The organism is Microbulbifer mixtoriginis (SeqCode) (assembly GCF_052466715.1).
Map to the genome: position 1 here is coordinate 1,069,817 of NZ_CP174288.1, position 20,129 is coordinate 1,089,945.

The 20,129-nt window shown below is 47.8% G+C and carries 19 protein-coding genes; 13 read left to right on the plus strand and 6 right to left on the minus strand.

The features are described 5' to 3' along the window. Positions 1–16: 16 nt before the first annotated feature. On the plus strand, positions 17–1,057 hold the full coding sequence (locus tag ACJJH9_RS04790; RefSeq protein WP_444924485.1) for a helix-turn-helix transcriptional regulator: 1,041 nt from the start codon (positions 17–19) through the stop codon (positions 1,055–1,057). A gap of 107 nt (positions 1,058–1,164) precedes the next feature. On the opposite strand, the gene ACJJH9_RS04795 is transcribed toward ACJJH9_RS04790, so the two are convergent. After that, positions 1,165–2,022 (minus strand): LysR family transcriptional regulator, encoded by an 858-nt coding sequence (locus tag ACJJH9_RS04795; protein WP_444924486.1) that lies wholly within the window; start codon positions 2,020–2,022, stop codon positions 1,165–1,167. A gap of 135 nt (positions 2,023–2,157) precedes the next feature. On the opposite strand from ACJJH9_RS04795, the gene ACJJH9_RS04800 reads away from it, so the two are divergent. Both ACJJH9_RS04800 and ACJJH9_RS04805 read left to right on the plus strand, forming a co-directional pair. Further along, entirely contained in the window at positions 2,158–2,529 is a 372-nt protein-coding gene (locus tag ACJJH9_RS04800) for a nuclear transport factor 2 family protein (RefSeq protein ID WP_444904156.1), read from the plus strand. A 243-nt stretch (positions 2,530–2,772) separates the two neighbouring features. After that, entirely contained in the window at positions 2,773–3,417 is a 645-nt protein-coding gene (locus tag ACJJH9_RS04805) for a hypothetical protein (RefSeq protein WP_252085059.1), read from the plus strand. A 392-nt stretch (positions 3,418–3,809) separates the two neighbouring features. Here ACJJH9_RS04805 and ACJJH9_RS04810 read toward each other — a convergent pair whose 3' ends face one another. The 4 genes from ACJJH9_RS04810 to ACJJH9_RS04825 form a co-directional block, all read right to left on the minus strand. Then, entirely contained in the window at positions 3,810–4,001 is a 192-nt protein-coding gene (locus ACJJH9_RS04810) for a hypothetical protein (RefSeq protein ID WP_444909020.1), read from the minus strand. 348 nt (positions 4,002–4,349) lie between these two features. Continuing rightward, entirely contained in the window at positions 4,350–4,811 is a 462-nt protein-coding gene (locus ACJJH9_RS04815) for a cupin domain-containing protein (RefSeq protein WP_444924487.1), read from the minus strand. Continuing rightward, the gene (locus ACJJH9_RS04820) at positions 4,811–5,686 is read right to left on the minus strand and encodes an SMP-30/gluconolactonase/LRE family protein (RefSeq protein ID WP_444924488.1); all 876 of its coding nucleotides are present in this window, start codon (positions 5,684–5,686) and stop codon (positions 4,811–4,813) included. Before ACJJH9_RS04820 ends, ACJJH9_RS04815 begins: the two co-directional genes overlap by 1 nt. 95 nt (positions 5,687–5,781) lie before the next feature. Further along, a complete protein-coding gene (locus tag ACJJH9_RS04825; RefSeq protein ID WP_444898777.1) occupies positions 5,782–6,288 on the minus strand; it encodes a DoxX family protein in 507 nt (168 codons plus the stop codon). A gap of 430 nt (positions 6,289–6,718) precedes the next feature. Here ACJJH9_RS04825 and ACJJH9_RS04830 point away from each other — a divergent pair, with 430 nt between their 5' ends. From ACJJH9_RS04830 to ACJJH9_RS04855, 6 genes are all read left to right on the plus strand, one after another. Next, a complete protein-coding gene (locus ACJJH9_RS04830) occupies positions 6,719–7,504 on the plus strand; it encodes an SDR family NAD(P)-dependent oxidoreductase (protein WP_252085065.1) in 786 nt (261 codons plus the stop codon). A gap of 121 nt (positions 7,505–7,625) precedes the next feature. Then, positions 7,626–9,458, plus strand: coding sequence for an ABCB family ABC transporter ATP-binding protein/permease (locus ACJJH9_RS04835; RefSeq protein ID WP_444924489.1), 1,833 nt, complete (start codon positions 7,626–7,628; stop codon positions 9,456–9,458). 72 nt (positions 9,459–9,530) lie between these two features. Then, a complete protein-coding gene (locus ACJJH9_RS04840; RefSeq protein WP_444924490.1) occupies positions 9,531–11,249 on the plus strand; it encodes a DUF8614 domain-containing protein in 1,719 nt (572 codons plus the stop codon). 309 nt (positions 11,250–11,558) lie between these two features. Beyond that, positions 11,559–12,218, plus strand: a complete 660-nt coding sequence (locus ACJJH9_RS04845; RefSeq protein WP_444904159.1) for a glutathione S-transferase family protein — start codon at positions 11,559–11,561, stop codon at positions 12,216–12,218. A gap of 265 nt (positions 12,219–12,483) precedes the next feature. Further along, on the plus strand, positions 12,484–13,035 hold the full coding sequence (locus ACJJH9_RS04850) for a hypothetical protein (RefSeq protein WP_444885676.1): 552 nt from the start codon (positions 12,484–12,486) through the stop codon (positions 13,033–13,035). A 198-nt stretch (positions 13,036–13,233) separates the two neighbouring features. Beyond that, positions 13,234–14,016 carry a PhzF family protein gene (locus ACJJH9_RS04855; RefSeq protein ID WP_444924491.1) on the plus strand — a complete coding sequence of 261 codons (783 nt, stop codon included), beginning with the start codon at positions 13,234–13,236 and terminating at the stop codon, positions 14,014–14,016. 58 nt (positions 14,017–14,074) lie between these two features. Here the strand turns inward: ACJJH9_RS04855 and ACJJH9_RS04860 are convergent, their stop codons facing one another. Next, a complete protein-coding gene (locus ACJJH9_RS04860) occupies positions 14,075–16,660 on the minus strand; it encodes a thrombospondin type 3 repeat-containing protein (protein ID WP_444924492.1) in 2,586 nt (861 codons plus the stop codon). 604 nt (positions 16,661–17,264) lie between these two features. Between ACJJH9_RS04860 and ACJJH9_RS04865 the strand changes: the two genes are divergently transcribed. The 4 genes from ACJJH9_RS04865 to ACJJH9_RS04880 all read left to right on the plus strand — a co-directional run bounded on the left by ACJJH9_RS04865 (position 17,265) and on the right by ACJJH9_RS04880 (position 20,095). Then, positions 17,265–18,731 carry an AlkA N-terminal domain-containing protein gene (locus ACJJH9_RS04865; RefSeq protein WP_444924493.1) on the plus strand — a complete coding sequence of 489 codons (1,467 nt, stop codon included), beginning with the start codon at positions 17,265–17,267 and terminating at the stop codon, positions 18,729–18,731. Continuing rightward, positions 18,728–19,252, plus strand: coding sequence for a methylated-DNA--[protein]-cysteine S-methyltransferase (locus tag ACJJH9_RS04870; RefSeq protein WP_444924494.1), 525 nt, complete (start codon positions 18,728–18,730; stop codon positions 19,250–19,252). The genes ACJJH9_RS04865 and ACJJH9_RS04870 overlap by 4 nt, the downstream gene beginning before the upstream one ends. 98 nt (positions 19,253–19,350) lie before the next feature. Further along, complete coding sequence (locus tag ACJJH9_RS04875) at positions 19,351–19,887, plus strand: gamma carbonic anhydrase family protein (protein ID WP_252085074.1); 537 nt, start codon at positions 19,351–19,353, stop codon at positions 19,885–19,887. After that, positions 19,880–20,095, plus strand: coding sequence for a DUF1289 domain-containing protein (locus tag ACJJH9_RS04880; RefSeq protein WP_108732299.1), 216 nt, complete (start codon positions 19,880–19,882; stop codon positions 20,093–20,095). The genes ACJJH9_RS04875 and ACJJH9_RS04880 overlap by 8 nt, the downstream gene beginning before the upstream one ends. Positions 20,096–20,129: the final 34 nt, after the last annotated feature.

The following is a 20,129-nucleotide window of genomic DNA, read 5'->3' on the forward strand; positions in this document are numbered from 1 at the left end:
TAAGGATAAGCATGTCATGCAGACTGATGTTTCGATGGATCGCGATAAGACTCCGTTTTTTGACTGGGTGGCCAGGACAGATGATTTTGTAGTTAATGAACGCTGGCGCCGCTGGAAGGAGCTGATGGAGGCTGGTCTACCTTACCGCTGTGAATTGTTGCTCAAGTCTCATCATAACAGCGCGTATTATGGGGAATTTGCAGTATCTTCCAATCCTGAAACGGGAGATTCATTTGCTCGAGCCTGCTTCTCTGGGAATTCTTTTCATCGAGCAAGCAATCACTTGAGTGATGGCTATGCCAATTATACATTGATATATCTTTTATCTGGCCGTGGTGCTATACAGCGTGGGAGTTATTTTACCCCGATGAATCCCGGTGGACTCTACTTGGTTGATCTGGCGCAGACAATTACTCATGATTTGGTTCATGAAAGTCGCTCGCTATTGTGTCGCATTCCCCGTGAGAAGCTCGAGGGGTTTCGTTCAGGTCCCAAGGATAACTGTCCTCTGACCATAGATGGTAGCAGTGGTCCCGGCCTCTTATTACGTAATTATCTTTTGCTGTTTCCCCAGGCCAAACAAAGGTGCACTTTTGCTTCTTCCAGCTTTCTCTTTAATCCGATAGCCGAATTAATTATTGCCTGTATCCAGGAGAGTCGTGGCAATTTGCAGGCGGAGTCGGAAACTCCGAGTCGCTTAAAGTCTATTTTTCAACAGGCTTGCAGGCTGATTCAAAAACACTGTTGTGACTCGGATTTGTCCGCGCCACAGCTGGCAGCGTCATTGGATATCTCAACCTCCTATTTACATAGAGCGCTGCGTTTTCATAATACCTCTTATATTAACTTGGTGAGACGTGCCAGGGTGGAGGCCGCATCCGCACAGTTATTGGCAGCCGGGAAAAATGCAAGTATTTTACAGGTGGCGTTCAATTGTGGATTTAACGGCACCAGCCAGTTTTCCCGGGCATTCAAAGAGGAGCTGGGTCTTAGCGCTTCTGAGTTTGTAAAGCGCTCTTTTGTGAAGCGGGAAAGAACTCTGGCACTTGAAAATTGACCCTATCTTTAGGGATTTTTCTTTTCATTTATAATGAATTTTATCGGATACTAAGGCTAAGGTCCTACCTGTGCTCAATAGCCCCTCAGTCGAAGATAACTCGGAGGCTAGTGATAAGATGACATTAATCTTCTCAGAATCTTGATGAAGTGTTGAACCTTTGGCGGAGGCCTTTTAGAAAAAAGGTGCATATAGTGAACGGGAGTTGAAGCTATTGTGACTAGATGCCTTAAGGAGTCTTCTCTAACCAATTTTTCTGCAACAATGTCTGGTAGTCTTGCAACCCCTAAACTCATTGTTGTCATTTGTAAAATGTTATGTAGTGAGTTGCAGCGTATCTTGGGAATAACTCGAATCTCTTTTTTACTACCCAGCTGATATTTCACCGGGGTGCCTTGCCAATCATTGATGATATGTTGCCAGTTGCGTAATTCGGTAAGATCGTCAGGTATTCCTCCCTGTTGCTCTATATATCCTCTACTCGCATAGAGGCTTTCCCGGAGTATTCCCAGCTTTGACACTTTGGCGGATTGCATATCCAGGTTGCCTACACGAATTGCCAAGTCTACTTGGGAATCAATCAAATTCATTGGGGCATCATCCGCCAGTAAACGAACCCCCAGCTGTGGATGCTGCTCGTTAAGCTGTCTAATTGCAGGGACTATAACCGGCTCGCAGAGCGCGTGGGGAGCTGTTATTGTCAGTGTGCCCGAGAGTTCTTTGTTATTACTTTTTAAATCGGCCAGGGCGTTGTTGTAGATATCCCGGATCTCGCGACAGTGAGCGTAGAATTGGGTTCCTGTCTCCGTCAGTGAAAGCGAGCGGGTGCTCCGGTAAAGCAACCTTGTACCGAGATCTTCTTCCAATCTAGTCACTGCCTGGCTAATTGCCGACTTGGTACGTACCAGCTTGTCTGCTGCGGCAGTAAAGCTGCGGGCCTCAACTACGGCTAAAAATATTTGCATGTCCTCTAGACTGGGTTTCATAGTTTAATTTCACTAAACACTAATTTGATTGAATGTGTGTTTATCACAGGCGGTGCGTTAGGGCAATATGCTTGTGGAAGTTAAAGATCAAGCCTTTATCAAGAGGAGTTGGATATGAACAAGATACTTATTGAGAAAACTATTGTGGCCAGCGAACAGTGGAAGTCGTTTTTTAATCAAGGGAATGCTGAGGGCTGCGCTTCAATGTATGAACAGAATGCTCAAATGAATGCCAGGCCGTTTGGTGTATTTCTAGGTCGGGAGCAGATAAAAGCTTTCTGGCAAAACCTAGTGGCTCAGGGATTCTCTGATGTGGCTTATCAAGATACCGAGATTGAGGTAGTTGATGGTTCCTCAACAGTTCTTACCAGTAAGTGGAAGATGAACAATGCGCAAGGAGTTATCACTCGGGAACTATGGGTCCTGCAAGAGGATGGAACCATGCGCCTGCGCGAGGATGACTTTGAGGCTATAGAACCAAGCTGAAGGTAACAGTATAAATACTTCTGATTTTCGCTGCTAACTAGCAGTATCGCCAATGCTCGCTGGCCAAGAATTTTTGGTCAGTTTTAATGAATAGATATTTTATAGGTGTTAAGTGTAACAAAAACAGATCCACCCTCGACTAAGAGGTGCTTTTTCAATTAAAGGGTGTGTAGTTTTCTTTGAGAATTAAAAAGCAGTTTTTAATTTTTTAATTAAATTGGGTTAACGTAAAGGATATACAGGATGCCAGAATATCATCATAAGTTTCAGTGTAATAAGTGTGGTATTTTTGTGGTTGAAAATGGTTCTCCGTTACCTCCTCCGGTGATGGAACATGCCTATTACCATGCCCATAATGTTATCAGTCAGTTTGGTCCTATCTACAAGGGAATAGCCCCTAAGCGCCGGCCAATGTTGCATTGCCAAAAATATGTCAAATATATTCAGACAGTACCGAAGGCTGGCTCTGCCCAAAATTTAGGGAATCAGGCCGTCAATAAAGTTAGAACACTAGCCAGGGACCGTGGCGGAAATGGTTCGAACACACCGAGTATGGTAGCAGTTATGTACGACAGTGTATTAGAACAGTGGTTTGAAGGATCAACAGGGAATGGAACCAGTCGAGGATATATCCCGAATACGATTTGGAACACTATTCCGGCAGAACTGGATGTAGACCGATATATCTTTGGTCGAACCTGTGCTGAGGTAGACTGCCTGAGAAGGGCATTCAGTCAGCGGCGTAAATCAGGAGAAAACAGTCAATCTATCAAAAATAGTATTTTTGCGGCTCGTCAGCCCAATAAGCACAAAGGGAAATCGGATAGAAGGCCTCCTTGTGGTGCATGTAAGGCATGGATAGCCAGAGCTGGGGCTAAAGCATATTAATTCTTTTATTTTATTATCGAGACATTGCGGCTTAGCATAGTGAGTGGGGGCCGATCATCAATGTGTTTCTACTCGCTGCACTAAGTGTACTGACGGATGCGCAATTGAAGCCCTATTTCTAGTCAATGATTAGCCCTCTGAGGCTGGAGTGGGAGGCTTTTTTATTACATTCCCTGAATTTAGGCAGATTGCAATATCAGAGCCAATTGCGTTAAGCCTGGATAGATACTGATTGAAGTGATTATCTCTCCACAAGGCAAACATAGAATACAGCAAATCTTATTTCTGTTTTGGTCAGGTGCTGAATCATTGTTTTCTTTTTGATTTTCCATATTCTTGCAGTATGGCTAGTGCTCGTGTAGCTGTCATAGGGGCTTCGACAATTGGTGTCATCAATGCCTGATGGGTTCGCCCAGTTGCTGCCATGCATCTAATAAGGGTTTTATTACATGTGCAGTTTGCTGATCTGCATTGAGTAATGAAAATTCTGGATCTTCAGGTAAACCAGAAGCGATGGCACTTCGGCGCAGGAATAGCCGATCACCATTAACCTTCACAAGTTCATCGTCATACTGGCCCGCCATTACCACGCAATAACCCGCGCGAGTTGCTGCAAAAAACTACTATGGTTGATTTTCTCTTATCGGTCGCCCTATCGAGAGAAACAACATAAAGATATGAAGACGTGATATGTCGGGTACCCAAACGGCTGTGGACAAGCAGCTATTCATAAAGTTTTTGCCGCCCTTTAATCATCAAACTAACGTTTTCAAAGCGACCATTTCCGTAAATAGCGAGGCACAGACCTTGGCGTCTTGATTATCTATAGTGAGAATAAACTTTGACAGCAAATCGAAAATTGCCAGCTGTTCAAAAATAATATTCTCATCCTCCATAATAATTTATATGTTCTTTCACTATAGCTATGGTATTTAGGGGCAGAACTGGCTTTCAGGAATTGAAAGAGGGGTGTTGACAGAAAGTATCAGTACCTTTGTCGATTCTTTGGAGGATGGATTAAGCGCTTTGTGACCCTGTTGATTTAACGGCACCCCCTCCAGTGGTAAATCTCCACCAAAGTGCACATCACCTGGTTGGTAGGTTACACAAACCCCATCTTTTGTTGTTGTTCTCCATCGGCCGGATAAGGTAATGACCCATTGTGGACTGGGTGTTGGGTGAAAATCACTTTCCCAGCTGGGAGGTAAGATGGCAAACTCACTGTTTATTACCTCTGGCAAATCTTTGTAGTGATATTCTGGATTGGGGTTGGAATATTGGATTAATCTAAAGCCAGTTAAATAGTGCTCTGTTGTCCTGGAAATATGACTTTTGTCAGTCCAAAGGTGGTAGTACTTTTGCTGGGTTTCATGGTTTGTTTTCATGTTTTTCATTAAGTTTCAAGATAGTAAATGGCATTATCTGAAGTGGCGTATAGCCCTCCTTCTGCCATTGCTATGTTTACAAAGTTAATATCCTCAGAACTTTCGTAGAGGCACTGCAAGTTTTCTCCTTGTGCTGAACAGGTCATCAACTTATTTAAGCAGGTAAATACTAGCTGTTTGTTCTCTCCAATAATTATTCCATCGATAAAACCCTGTGGGGGTATTTTGATGATTGTTTCTGTTTGAGCATTGCTTGACCCACAGCTGAGCTGGAGGGTGAATATAATTTGTTCATGGTTGGGGTCGTAAAAAGGCTTTTCTTTTGTGATACTGCAGTTATCAACTAGAAACAAAGTTTCTTGATTGCGGGAGAGTGCAAGCCCGTGAGGAACAATAAATTCGTCGCCCAGGCAAAATAATTGCGATGCTTGTGCATCATAGGAGTATAGGCCGGTGGGCAATTCGCTTTGTGGTTTAAACCCCTGGTAGTAACCATAATCGGGGTCGGTAAAGAAAAAGTGGGAGTCTGCTTGAACTATCTTGTTAGGTGAGTTAAAGGGTAGTCCTTTGAAGTTGTCAACAATAATCTCTCGGCAAAAGCTATTTAAATTTATGCGGCTAATACATCCAGGACTATCATGGAATCCCTGTTCAGCCACTAGCAGGTGATTTTTATCAGCTGTCAGGCACATACCATTAGCCATATTGCTTCGCTCAATTACCGTATGTATAGACCTGTCTTTAAAATCAAAATAACGAATGGCCGATGGAGTTCGATAATCACTTGAAGGTTTGGAGGTGAAATATAATCTCTTTTGCCAATCGACCCATACGAGGCCTTCATGTGCATCGGTTTCAACTAGTGGGTGAAGGCTATATTGCATAGATTTACCCTTTGATTTTGTTGTTCAGTGCTAAAGATACTTATCGCCTAGACGCTTGTGATTTTTAAAACCGATAATTTTTTCTTCGCAGTAACTCACTGGCTTAAAAATCTAATAATAGCAGAGCTGGATTTTCTTAAATGTGCATCTAAGGACCACTTTCTACCACCCGTTAACACGAACGATAGGCAGATAAATGACCAAAATAAGGGGTATTCCCATCCACCATAAACGGTTTGCTCTACACCATTAATAACAATGCCGCTAGTATGGTCAGCCCAGGAGAAGCCGGCGAGATAGTGACGCCCTGAAAACAAGGCGATGAGCAAATAAAGTGACGTTCCTATTGCTGCGAAACGAGTGAATAGGCCAAAAGTGAAACCAATAAATGCGGCAAATGCGCAAAGCCCAGATATAACTACCATGATGCTGGAGAAACCTATAGCTGTGAAATATTGAACGACTTCTTCGTAAGTCTTGGCGCCTAGAAGTCCGAATTTTTCAGCAAAATGGTGAGTAAAGTTAAGCCCAATATAAATACGTATCAGCGCTAGTTGTAAATCGGCGGGGTTGCGATAAGGCTTTTCCATTAATTTTTGCATTGAGCTTTCTCTTTTGATTTCTGTCCATGGCATCTAATCTATTTTACTGAAATCACACTTTTAACGAGGCTTAGTTTTCTTGCGGTCGTATATTTACATGTCTTTCATATGTTCTTTATGGAGGCATGAAAATATTCTTTGGCCGATTTGTTGGTTGGCATATCGCACGGTGATACTAGGCTTTTATATAGCTAACCTAAAATTAAGGAATTCCTTCATAATTCTTTAGGCTGCTTTGAAAGCTAGAAGGCTGATGTTGAAGGTTGCAACTGCTGGGTTTCAGCTCTTGCAAAGGCCATTGGCCAGGAGTTTTGTCTAACCTCTACAGCCTTAGGGGTCCACAAATGTATTACGGAATTTTTCAGGGACTCCTTAACTATAAGTACTCTCTTCATCAATACAGTAATTATCGACTTTGGCAGTGCCGACTATGGGAAAACTAAGCAACAAAGTCGCCATTGTTGTTGGCGGTAATGAAGGTATCGGTGATGGGACTACTCATCGCTTTGCGGAGGAGGGCGCCAAGGTGGCTATTTTGGCGCGCCGCGCTTTGGAGGGGCGAAAGGTGGAGCAGTCCATTCGTTCTTCCGGCGGAGAAGCTACTTATATCCCCTGCGATGTCACCGATAACAAGTTAGTCAGTCAAGCAGTGATGGAGACAATCAGTTGCTATGGGGCAATCAATATCCTGTTTTACGGTGCAGGGACGGGTGCGCCGAATATGTTCCCCTACGAGGGCTTACAGGAGTGGGAGGAGGTTTTTAAAGTCAACCTGACTGGCTGTTTTCTGATGTGTAAAGCGGTTTGGCCCTACCTGATTGGCGCAGGGGGTGGTGCCATTATTAATGTGTCTTCGCTTGCTGCGCAGAGTGCGCCAACCGATACGCAATTGGAGCAGGTTAGTTTCCTGCCATCAGCTTCTTACTATGCCTCGAAAGCAGGGGTGGAAGCCTTTACTCGTTATATTGCCGGAATTGGGGCACGTCACAATATCAGAGCCAATTGCTTGCGGCCTGGTCAGATACTGACCGAGGCGGTTACCTCTCCAGAGGGCAAGCATGTCTTTACTAACTTCTTAGAGCCCGCGCAGATGCTGAAGGGGCCAGGATACCCGCTCGATGTTGCTAATGCTGCTGTGTTTTTGGCGTCAGATGACTCTCGCTTTATCACGGCAGAAACGATTAATGTGGATGGAGGCTTGGTAGCCAAGGTTTGAGATTTGCTGCTCAACTTTTGGTTTAGGGGTGCTGCATCCAATCGGTTTCTGCGATTGAGCGTCTATATAACCCTTTAAGTCTATTTATAATAGGCGGCTATTTTTCCTTCCGGAACTGATTATGCCGAGACCCAAGTCCACTGTTTCTCTGGACGAGGTGCACTGGGGTGCGCTGAAAACCCTGTTCCCCTACTTATTGGAGTTTCGCCGGGCTGTCGCCCTGGCAATTTTGTGCCTGATTGGGGCAAAAATTGCGGGGGTCACTTTACCCTTTATCCTCAAGCATATCGTCGACAATCTGGATAAAACCGGTGGTGTTGCCCAAGCCATAGCTCTGCCACTGGGGCTGTTATTGGCTTATGGTGCGGTGCGATTCTCCAGTACTCTGTTTGGTGAGTTGCGGGATACCATCTTTGGTCGGGTGACGGAACGGGCTCAGCGTCGAGTTGGCCTGGAGGTATTTCGGCACCTACACAAGTTGGATATGGACTTTCACTTGGATCGGCGTACCGGGGGGCTCTCTCGGGATATTGAAAGGGGTAATAGTGGCATCGGCTTTTTGATGCGCTTTATGGTGTTCAATATCGTACCCACTCTGCTTGAGATTGCCATGGTGGCAGGTTTGCTCTGGTGGAATTACAGCGGCGTGTTTGCTCTGGTAGTGCTGGTTGCCGTTATTGTTTATATCGGTTTCTCTGTCGTGGCCACCGAGTGGCGCACCCGTTTTGTACGCGCCCTGAATGAAGCCGAATCCCAGGCCAGCAGTCGTGCGGTAGATAGCTTGCTCAACTATGAGACGGTGAAATATTTTGCCAATGAGCGGCACGAATCGAATCATTACGATCGTGAGCTGGCGGTGTGGGAGCGGGCCCGGCGTAAAAACCGCCTATCGCTGTTTAGCCTAAGCACTGGTCAGGCACTGATTATTGCCTCTGCCATGTGCGCAGCGATGATTTTGGCGGCAGTAGGTGTGGCCAAGGGGCAGATGACCATCGGAGATTTTGTCCTGGTTAACGCCTTTATGATGCAAATTTTTATCCCGTTGAATTTTCTCGGTTTTGTCTATCGGGAAATGAAAGGTGCCCTGGCCAATATTGAAAAGATGTTCTCTTTGCTCAGGGTTAAGCCAGCGGTGGCCGATCAATCCGAGGCCTCAGATTTGCAAGTGCAGGAAGGGCGAATTGAATTTGATGCCGTGCGCTTTGGCTACAAAGACAATCGTGAAATTTTGCGCCAGGTTAGTTTTTCCGTGCTGCCACGCCAGAAAGTGGCGATTGTGGGAGCCAGCGGGGCCGGTAAGTCGACCCTGTTTAAGTTGTTGTTCCGCTTTTATGATGTAAGTGATGGGTCGATTCGCATTGATGGCCAGGATATTCGTACGGTCAGTCAGGAATCCTTGCGTCGCGCTATTGGTGTGGTGCCCCAGGATGCGGTGTTATTCAATCAATCAATCAAAGAAAATGTGCGTTATGGGCGGGTGGATGCCACTGATGAGGAAGTGATGGCTGCAATTCATCATGCTCACCTGTCGGATTTTGTCCGCCAGCTGCCCCAGGGAGTGGATACTCTGGTTGGTGAGCGCGGCCTTAAGCTATCCGGTGGTGAAAAACAGCGGGTTGCCATAGCGCGGGCGCTGCTCAAAAAACCACCGATTATGATTTTTGATGAAGCCACCTCCTCTCTGGACAGCCGTTCGGAACGCAGTATTGTCGCCTCTCTGAAAGAAATTGCCCGCGAACAGACCACACTGGTGATCGCCCACCGTCTTTCGACAATTGTGGATGCCGATAAGATTTTGGTCATGGATCAAGGCCAGATCGTTGAGCAGGGTTCCCACAGCCAGCTTCTGGAGGAAGGCGGGCACTATGCGACCCTGTGGCGTATGCAGCAGCAGGAGCGTACGGCTGGAATAGGAGAGGAAACTCCTGTGGCTTCTCAGGTGGCGGAGCCATAAAAGCCTGTCTTGATAATTGTGTGTAGCCAGACTAATGTGGCGCCGAAACAAAAAAATGATAGGCAGAGCGATATGACCATTCCCTTTAACACTACCAAGATCGCTGCCGCACTGCTGGCCATGGCGCTGGTGGGCGGCTGTAGCAAAGACAAACAGGCCGAGGAAATCCGTAAAGATGAAGCGGAGGCACAGATTGTAGAATCTGAGACGGTCACACCGCCCGCAGGCCAAGCCATAGAAAACGCTGATAAGCGTTTTAATATTTATGTACCGGTAGAACTTACCGCTGATATGAGTAATCTTAGCGAGAATCAGCGTAAGATGATCGGCCTGTTGATTGATGCCAGCCGGATCATGGATCGACTGTTCTGGTTGCAGTCCTACGGCCCAGCAGAAGTGCTGCTGCCCGATATCGAAGACAACCGCGCGCGCAAGTTTGCCGAGATTAATTACGGTCCTTGGGATCGCCTCAATGACAATAAGCCGTTTATCACTGGCTACGGTCTCAAACCCCTGGGTGCCAACTTCTATCCGGCAGATATGACTCGCGAAGAGTTTGAGAACTGGGACCAACCTGGAAAAGATGGCCTCTACTCTCTGGTGCGCCGCAACGATGCCGGTAAGCTGGAATTAATCCCCTACAGCAAAGCCTACAATGCTGACCTGAAGAAGGCAGCGGATATCCTGCGCCAGGCAGCCGCGCTGGCGGAAAGTAAAGAATTCGCCAACTATCTGGACATGCGTGCCGACGCGCTGCTCAATGATAATTTCCGTCCCAGCGATATGGCATGGATGGACATGAAGGAAAATGATATCGACGTAGTGATCGGCCCCATTGAAAACTACGAAGATCAAATGTTTGCCTATCGCACGGCTTACGAGTCTTACGTACTCCTCAAAGATAAAGAGTGGAGTAAGAAGCTGGCCAAGTTTGCTGCGCTGTTGCCTGAATTACAGGAAGGCTTGCCGGTAGAAGAAAAGTACAAGGCCGAAGAGCCGGGTACCGATTCTGATCTGAATGCGTACGATGTACTTTTCTACGCAGGTCACAGCAATGCGGGTTCCAAGACGATTGCCATTAACCTGCCTAACGATGAAGAAGTTCAGCTGGCGAAAGGCACTCGTCGCCTGCAGCTGAAAAACGCTATGCGTGCCAAGTTTGACAAGATCCTGGTGCCCATCAGCGATGTATTGATTGCTCCAGATCAGCGCAAGCACATCACATTCCCCGCTTTCTTTGCCAATACCATGTTCCACGAGGTGGCGCACGGCCTGGGTATTAAGAAGACTGTGACCGGCGGAGCAAATGTACGCCAGGTGTTGAAGGAGACTTCTTCCTCTCTGGAAGAAGGCAAAGCCGATATTCTCGGCCTTTATATGGTGACCCGCTTGCATGAGAAAGGCGAGATCCAAGAGGGCGAGCTGATGGATAACTACGTTACCTTCCTCGCTGGTATTTTTCGCAGCGTGCGCTTCGGTGCAGCCAGTGCCCACGGTAAGGCCAATATGATGCGCTTTAACTTCTTCAAAGAGCAGGGCGCCTTTACCCGCGATCCGAAAACCGGTCAATACAGTGTGGATTTCGAAAAAATGCAGCAGGCCATGACCAACCTGTCGCGCCTGATCCTGACTATTCAGGGTGATGGTAACTACGAGCAGGCCAAAACTCTGCTCGCTGAAAAAGGGGTTATCGGTCCTGAGTTGCAGGCTGATCTGGATCGATTGGCAGAGGCGGATATACCCGTGGATGTTACTTTCATCCAGGGTAAAGAAGTTCTTGGCTTGAAGTAAAACTAAGCAAATTTTCACCTTAAAAACCCGGCATTTGCCGGGTTTTTTATTTTTACCTGGAATAAACTCTTAGGGAAAAAGTAGGGGAAAGTTTAGATGCAACTTATATTGAGTATCAGATGTTGCTTTTACGGAGACTCTTTTATCGTTTGATAGAAAAAGCTAAGTGATTAATCACAAAAAATGAGGAGGTTTACATTGAAGAAACACTACAGTAGGTTGATCATCATTTTGGATTTATAGTTGAGTCTATTTAATTACCCTGTTATCTGTTTTAAAGACCGTATCTAAAAATTTTAAGGGAAAAACATGGAACGTATTTTATACACTGGTACTAAAAATGCCTCCAGCTGGGCTTTTCGGGCATGGCTACCTTTTAGGGAGCTGGGTATTGAATTTGAAGAGCAGGTTGTTGATATTCGCAAGCCGCAGCGCTTTGAAAATCTTCGCCGGATTGGTGAGATATCTCCCGCTGTTTCAGTACCCGTATTGGTTGAAAACCAGAGTGTTATTTTTGATTCCCTAGCCATTATGGAATATGCCAACGATATTGGCGGCGGAAGTTTACTTCCCTCAGATCCTTTGGCCAAGGCTAGAGCACGTTCTTTCTTAAGTTGGCAACATTCGGGTCTCTCAGGGCTGTGTCCACGACTTTCTTTTGAAAGCGCTTTTTATCAGGATAAGCGTCAGATGACCCAGTCTGAGCAGGCAGATGCGGAGCGACTGTTTCACTGCTGGGAGCAAGAATTAGCCCATAGTGGTGGCCCTTACCTTTGTGGTGATCTCTCCCTCGCAGATCTGGTACTGGTGCCCACGGTTATCAGGTTGTATGCCCATAGCCCGGAAATGTGCGATTGGCCCCGGGCTCATCAATGGGTAATGAGGCTTCTGGCAAGAGAGAGTGTGGAAGAGTGGATGTCGGAAGCCAAAAGCTTGCCGCCGGTAATTCTGGATGACTACCGAAGGTAAAGAGGAGAGAGGCTTTCCGTATTGGTTTCCTCACTCAATGGGTACTTTAGGAACTAGTTCTTGTGCCTCTTTGTGTCGTCCTCAAATGGCGTATATAACCTGAAAAATGAAGGAAGCTGCGTATTTTCTGTGGGAAGATCCGCAAATGTGAACCTATAGATTATCCAAGAAAAAAAGACGACTAGAATAGGGTTTGATATACGTCAGATTTGCCCAGTGGAATTGGGCGGTCCATATCTAAAAATTAAGGATAATTATTAGAACTATGAAAATACCAGCCCTGGTTCTTGCCTTCTTCTTTAGTCAGTATGTACAGGCGTCTTGTCAATTAGAGGAATATGAACGTTTTCTAAACACCCAGAGTTTGGTGATGTTGGAGGCGTCCGTACAGTTGTTTGAAGAAGATAAAGATAAATTCAAAATAATAAAGCCGTTTGTGAAGTTGGAAGTTAGAAATAACAAGCTGAAAGTCTATATCGCCAAGAAACTTAGTGAGTTGAATCCCGAGGTGTTAAATCTAAAGGGGCCAATTGCAAACTATGTGCCCAGTGTGTCTGTTCAGATAATGCCGGATGGGTCAATACGGGATAAGGTTGACCTTGCTATGTCCAAGGATAAATTTTATAGAAGTGAAAAGTCGGCCATGAAGCCGATTGAAAAATTATACCTCTATCATGACGGCATGACGGAGCTTGAGAAAAAACGCTTTCTCTCGGCCAGGAATTCCTTGAGTGCACACATGGAAACCAATGAGCAGTTTGAGTTTATGAAGCGGGCTTTCACTACCTCCCTGGCAAGTGTTTGCCCTTTGGATTGATAGAGTTCTGGAGTATGCGGTATGGATAAGGTGAAAATTTAACTTAACATTTAAAGCCGGGTTTATACTTAAAGGGGCACTAAGTTGTCCCTTTTTTATATTTGTTAAATTTGTGCTGCATTGTATATGTTGCCTGTAATAGAGACGCTACTAGTAGTAATCTAGTTGTTATTTTATAGTTGGGAAGTTTAGAAGAATATGGAAATTAATATTTATCAGGTAGATGCCTTTGCATCCAGAATTTTTTCTGGTAATCCGGCCGCGGTTTGTCCACTTGAAGAGTGGCTCACAGATATACAGATGCAGAATATTGCTGAAGAAAATAACTTATCTGAAACGGCTTTTTTTGTTCCCGAGGGAGAGGGCTATAGACTGCGATGGTTTACACCTGAAGCTGAAGTGGATCTCTGTGGCCATGCCACCCTGGCGGCAGCCCATGTTTTGTTTAAACATTTATCGTACGCAAAGCCTGTTATTAACTTCGAAACTCACAGTGGCTTGTTAAAAGTGGGGCTCTGCGAAGGCGGCTATAAAATGCGATTTCCTATCAGTATCCCTGTCCCAACGGAATGTCCCTCAGGTTTGGCTGAGGCTTTAAGTGTGGTTCCTGTGAAAACTTTGGCTGCCTTTGACTATATCGTTGTACTGGATAGCGAGACTCAACTAAAGAGTGTTAAGCCTAATTTCATGTTGATGGCTGAGCTCGATTTAAGGGGTGTGGTGATTACCGCACCGGGGGATCACTGTGATTTTGTCAGTCGCTGTTTTTTTCCCAAGCTGCGAGTCAATGAAGACCCAGTAACAGGATCTGCACATTGCGAGTTGGCATTCTATTGGAGTCAGGTTTTGGGTAAGTCACATCTCAATGCAATGCAGCTATCAAAGAGGCGCGGAGTGCTCACCTGTGAGGTTGTAGGTGATGAGGTTATTCTTATCGGCCAAGCCGTTGACTATATGCGCGGTCAAATATCGCTTCAATAAACCTTTGTAAACATAAAGCCCCGGAACTCGGGGCTTTATTGCTTTTATAAGGGCTTTACTATGGCAGGCTTATAGGAACCGCACAGGCGAGATAGATATCCAGCTTGTTATTGGTGAGCTCCAATCCGCCAAGAGTCAGGCGTACCTGGTTAAAGTCTGCCTGAGTATTTGCCAGTAACAGGCGGTGATTCTGGGCACCATTGACCTTAAATGGAGCCAACCTATAACCGCTGATGCTTTCACCTGTAGCAGTTCCGTCCAGATAGGTACTGATGGTAATACTGTTGAGGTAGATAAGATCCAGTACTGAGCTCGTATTTTCCACCAGGAAGCTAAGTAGGTAGCGACCACTTTTCACGTTACTGTGGTTGACCTGGATATAAGTGCTGCCTCCAGCGCCACTCGCAACTTCCATTCTGGCGGCATCGGAGAGCATTCCATTGCCTACTTTGGCCAATGAAACTACTGAGCAGCCATCGCAGGGAGCATTGATACCATGTTCCAGCTCTGTGCTAGCGCCATCCATTATTTCAAGCCCCTCGAAGGAAGTGCAGGAAAGGGCAGTATCGTAGTCACAGGCGTCACCAATGCCGTCCTGATCCGAGTCTTCTCCATTCGGATTCCAGGTTTGAGGGCAGTTATCTGAGGTGTTTTCCACGCCATCGTTATCTACGTCGGGGTCGCAGGCGTCGCCCTGTCCGTCTCCATCACTATCCGTTTGCGTTGGATTGGAAATAGCTGGGCAGTTATCTGCGCTGTCATCCAGGGTGTCATTATCGATATCACTATCACAGGCGTCGCCGTTGCCATCTTCATCCCCATCTTCCTGCTCCGGGTTTGGTACATGTGGGCAGTTGTCTAGGGTGTCCTCGATGCTATCTCCATCGACATCATTGTCACAATGATCACCGCTTCCGTCGCCGTCACTATCGCTTTGATCATTGGGAACGAAGGGACAGTTATCTTGTTCATTTGTCGTACCATCGCCATCCCGGTCATTGTCACAAATGTCTCCCAGGCCATCGTTGTCCTGATCTGACTGATTCGGGTTAGCTACTGCGGGGCAATTGTCCACACCATCGTCGAAGCTATCGTTATCTACATCGGTATTGGTATCGCATGCATCCCCGACGCCGTCCCCATCATGATCCTCCTGAAGTGTGTTGGGGTTATGGGGACAATTGTCATTGCTATTTACGATGCCATCGTTATCCAGATCGGGGTCGCAGGCGTCACCGAGGTAGTCGGCATCGCTATCCTTTTGGTGGGCATTGGGGTTGAAGCGACAGTTATCGATCAGGTCGATGATACCGTCGTTATCATCGTCGCTGTCACAGATATCACCGAACTGGTCACTATCGTTATTGGCTTGGTCTCGATTGGGAATGGCAGGGCAGTTATCTTCTGTGTTGGCACTGCCGTCACCATCCTTATCGTTGTCACAGGCGTCACCAATACCGTCTCCGTCTCGGTCGAATTGGCTGGTATTGGCAATGTTTACACAGTTGTCGACATAGTCAGTAATTAAATCCCCGTCGATATCAGAGTTGTTATCACAGGCATCGCCGAAGCTGTCACCGTCGGTATCTACCTGGTCCTCATTGGCCACGAGGGGGCAATTGTCTGCATCGTTGTCTACCCCATCGCCATCCCGGTCGGAGTCACAAAGGTCGCCTCTGCCATCTCTATCGGTGTCGGTTTGATCTGCATTGGCATCGACGGGACAATTATCGGCATGGTCTTCAATGCCATCCGCATCATCATCGCTATCACATAGATCGCCCTTTCCATCGGAGTCGATATCACTTTGGTCGGTATTGGCGATAGCAGGACAATTATCAGCTTCATTATCAATGCCGTCGTTATCGAGGTCCGGATCGCAGACATTGCCTAATCCATCGTTGTCCTGATCCTCTTGTGCTGGGTTTGGTTTGCCAGGGCAGTTGTCACTGATATCTTCGATGCTATCACCGTCATCGTCGTTATCGCAGGCGTTGCCCGTGCCGTCGTTGTCGGTATCCACTTGATCTTCGTTGGACACTTGCGGGCAGTTGTCTACACCATCATCCAGGCCATCATTGTCGGTATCACTGTCGCTATCACATAGATCGCCAATGCCGTCATTGTCTTGATCGGTTTGGTCTGGGTTGGAGACGGTGGGGCAGTTATCGAGGCTATTGGTGAAGTCATCGCCATCGAGGTCGTTATCGCAGCTGTCACCGACACCATCGCCATCCATGTCACTCTGTTCATGGTTGGCGTTTGCAGGACAGTTATCCGCATCGTTGACTACTTCATCACCATCAAGATCTTCATCGCAGGCATTGCCAACTTTATCGCCGTCACTATCTGCCTGATCGATGTTGGCGATTTGTGGGCAGTTATCTTCTAAGTCCAGGTGATTATCATTGTCATCATCGTTGTCACAGGCATCACCGCTACCGTCGCTGTCGAGGTCATCTTGGGAGGGATTGCTGATGCTGGGGCAGTTATCGTCGGAATTGCGAACGCCATCTCCATCACTGTCTGTCACATTGGAGCCCGGGGGAAAGTTATCGGCGGCTCGGGCTTTTCCTTTGTCCGATCCGCAGGCACTCAATAGCAGTAGCGAAAGAAAAAATACAATTAACGAAATTTTTGGCATGCTTTGAAATCTCTGGAAACAAATATTTTTTTGTTATCTGCTGGGGAAGAACTGTCATTTGCTACGAAAAAATAGAAGTGAAAATAAGTGCCCACTTCTTGAAGGTTGCTTCCCTATAGATGTAATTGGTGGAGTAAATACCTGATTTTTATTTCTTATCAGAATAGATGAGCCACCGAATTTCGATGTTGGTAAATATGTGTGATTTCTATGAATAAAGGTAATGATTAAAAAAATAATGGCAGTTTATTTTTTTAGTTTTTCTTGTTGGCAGTGAGGGGAGTGAAAATGCCCGCACATTTGTGCTGAGAAATTTTCAGCTTGTTGCCGGTGTGTATTTTTGATGGGGAATAAGCGGAAAGACGTTGATGGTTTTGAAAATTTCTTGTGAGCTGTAAAGAGTAATCAGGTGCGTAAATTAATCTGGCAACCGGATATAGTCATTGCCGCGACAAACGTTGGTTATGTGAATTTATTTCTCATGATAACGAAGGCTTGAGTCTTGTTATGACTATCGGGTCTAATGGTTTTTGGGTCAGTTCCGTTTTTGACTAGTTTCCAAGGCAGCGTGGAAATACACTGTAGGTCAGATTCGGGAGGGTAAATGAAAATTGATGCGGCAATTTGTTCCAGTGCGCGGCTTGCCCGTGATCGGCGTTTTGATGGGCGTTTTTTTACGGCGGTGAAGACGACAGGTATCTTCTGTCGACCCATCTGCCCCGCTCGGCCACCGTTGGAGCGCAATGTCACTTATTTTGAAACTGCGGCGGAGGCGGCCAATGCGGGCTTTAGGCCCTGCCTGCGCTGTCGCCCCGATTCTGCGCCGGGCAGTCCAGCTTGGGGATTGGTTTCGACCACCGTGCAGCGCGCTTTAAAACTGATGCGCAGTGAGCGCGAGCCTCAATCTGTGGAGCGATTGGCAGAGCGTCTCGGGGTCAGCAGCCGCTATTTGCGCCGTCTGTTCTCTGAGCACTTGGGGGTAAGCCCCTTGGCGGTTTGGCAAACCGAGCGGGCACTGTTTGCTTTTCGTTTACTGCGAGATACGGACTTGCCTATTGCTGAAATAGCCTACGAGGCTGGTTTTAACAGTTTGAGACGCTTTAACGGCGTATTCAAACAGATCTATCAATGCACTCCATCCGAGGTGCGCAGGGAGGGACACGCAGTGCGCGCCGAGACGGCGAGTGCCACACGGGTGCGGTTGTACCTGGATTACCGCCCGCCGTTAGATTGGCAGCAACTCCTGGCTTTTTTGGGAACTCGCGCTTTGGCGGGGGTAGAGCAGGTGGAGGGGGAGGTCTATTCACGCAGTTTCGAACTGGATGCTTGTCGCGGCGTGATGGAGGTCTCCCACGACCCGGAACGCAATCGCCTGGTAGTAGAGGTTTTTGGTCAGGAAGGTGGGGCAGGGTTATATCTGCTGAACCAGCGCCTGCGCCGGCTGTTTGATCTGGATGCGGATATTGAGGAGATCCAGACAGTATTAAACGAAGATCCATTGCTGGCAGATCAGTTGGCGAAGAATCCGGGCCTGCGCTTGCCCGGTGCCTGGGACCCATTCGAATATGCACTGCGGGCGATTCTCGGTCAGCAGATCAGTGTCGCGGCGGCGACCACTATTGCCGGACGTATAGTGGCCCGCTACGGGGAGTCGTTTGTGGACGATGCTGGCAGAGAGCGGTTTTTATTCCCAACGGCGGAGCGTCTCGCCGAGGCGGATTTTGCCGATCTGGGCTTGACCCGGGCTCGGGTGAAAACCCTACAGGAGTTTGTCGCCGCAACTTTGGATGGCCGTGTGAGTTTTGCCGATCAGTCCCTGGAGGATTGGTGCAGCCAGGCCACAGCACTGCCGGGTATTGGCGATTGGACAGCGCATTATATTGCTATGCGCGGCCTGTCGATGCCGGATGCTTTCCCCGCGTCGGATTTGGGTATTCTGCAAGCCCTGGGCAGTGATGGTGAAAAGGCAAAACCCAAGCAGGCCCTGGAGCGGGCAGAGCAGTGGCGGCCCTGGCGGGCATATGGAGCCATTTTGTTGTGGCAGTCCCTGAAATCTGGAGAGAAAAAATGATTGTCTATGAGAGTTACACCACGGAATTGGGGGATGTTGCCATCGCAGCCTGCGAGCAAGAGGGGCTCTCCCGAGGCGCCAGAGGTATAGTTGCACTCCAGTTTTATGACGATGAACGACCATTGCGTTTGGGGGCCGGTTGGCAGCAGGGCGCCTCGGAGCTGACGGATTTGGCCGTCCAGCAGTTGCGGGAATATATCGCCGGCCAGCGCAAAAGCTTCGATCTGCCTCTGGCGCCAAAGGGTACTGAATTCCAGCGCCGGGTTTGGGATGCGCTGTTGCAAATTCCCTTTGGCGAAACCCGCAGTTACAGCCAGCAAGCCCAGTGGCTGGGCCAGCCTCGGGCTATTCGCGCGGTGGCGCGGGCCAATGGTGCGAATCCGATTGCCATCGTTATTCCCTGCCATCGTGTAATCGGAGCCAATGGTAGCCTTACCGGCTACGCCGGCGGCCTGTCTTTGAAAGCGCGCTTGCTCACCCTTGAGGGTGCCAACTTTGTCCAGCAGGGCGAGCTGCTCTAGCGGGTAATATTGGGAAAAGCGCAATCATCTCTCCCTAGCCACGGCCTCTTTGGCGCGAGATAATAAGCGGTTCATAATCATATCGAGCCGGAGGCCAAATGCTGTACAGATTGGGGGATAAACAGCCACAACTGGAAGGTGAGGGCCACTATATTGCGCCCGGTGCCCATGTGATTGGAGATGTGCGTATGCTTGCGCACAGCTCCGTATGGTTTAACGCGGTGGTGCGCGGCGACTGTGCGCCGATCACTATCGGTGAATACAGCAACGTACAGGATGGCTCGGTTCTGCATGCCGATGTCGGTGTGCCATTAACAATCGGTACCGGTGTCACCGTAGGCCATAAAGTGATGCTGCACGGCTGTGACATTGGAGATTACAGCCTGATTGGTATCAATGCCGTGATCTTAAACCGGGCCAAAATCGGCAAGTGCTGTATCATTGGCGCCAATGCGCTGGTGACCGAGGGCACAGAAATCCCCGATTACTCTATGGTGCTGGGCTCTCCCGGCAAGGTAGTAAAATCTCTCGATCCCGCCACCTACGAGCTGCTCAAAGCCAGCAGTGATCACTATGCGGCCAACGGCAAACATTTCGCCAGTGAACTGGTCCCGCTTGAGGCTAAAGATGTCTGAACAACCGGTAAAAACCGTGGAGCCGAAAGAGCGCCCGGTGAAATCCCCCTGTATCTCCGTATGTGCCCTGAATGAGCAGGACCTGTGCGAGGGCTGTTTTCGCAGTGGTAACGAAATCAGCCGCTGGGGCTCCATGAACAATGATGAGCGCCGTGCAGTGTTAAAACTCTGCACCGAGCGCGCGCGGCAAATGGGCCGAATCTGGTAAACAATCGATAGCGCTTTGTCGGGGCCGGGCCTCG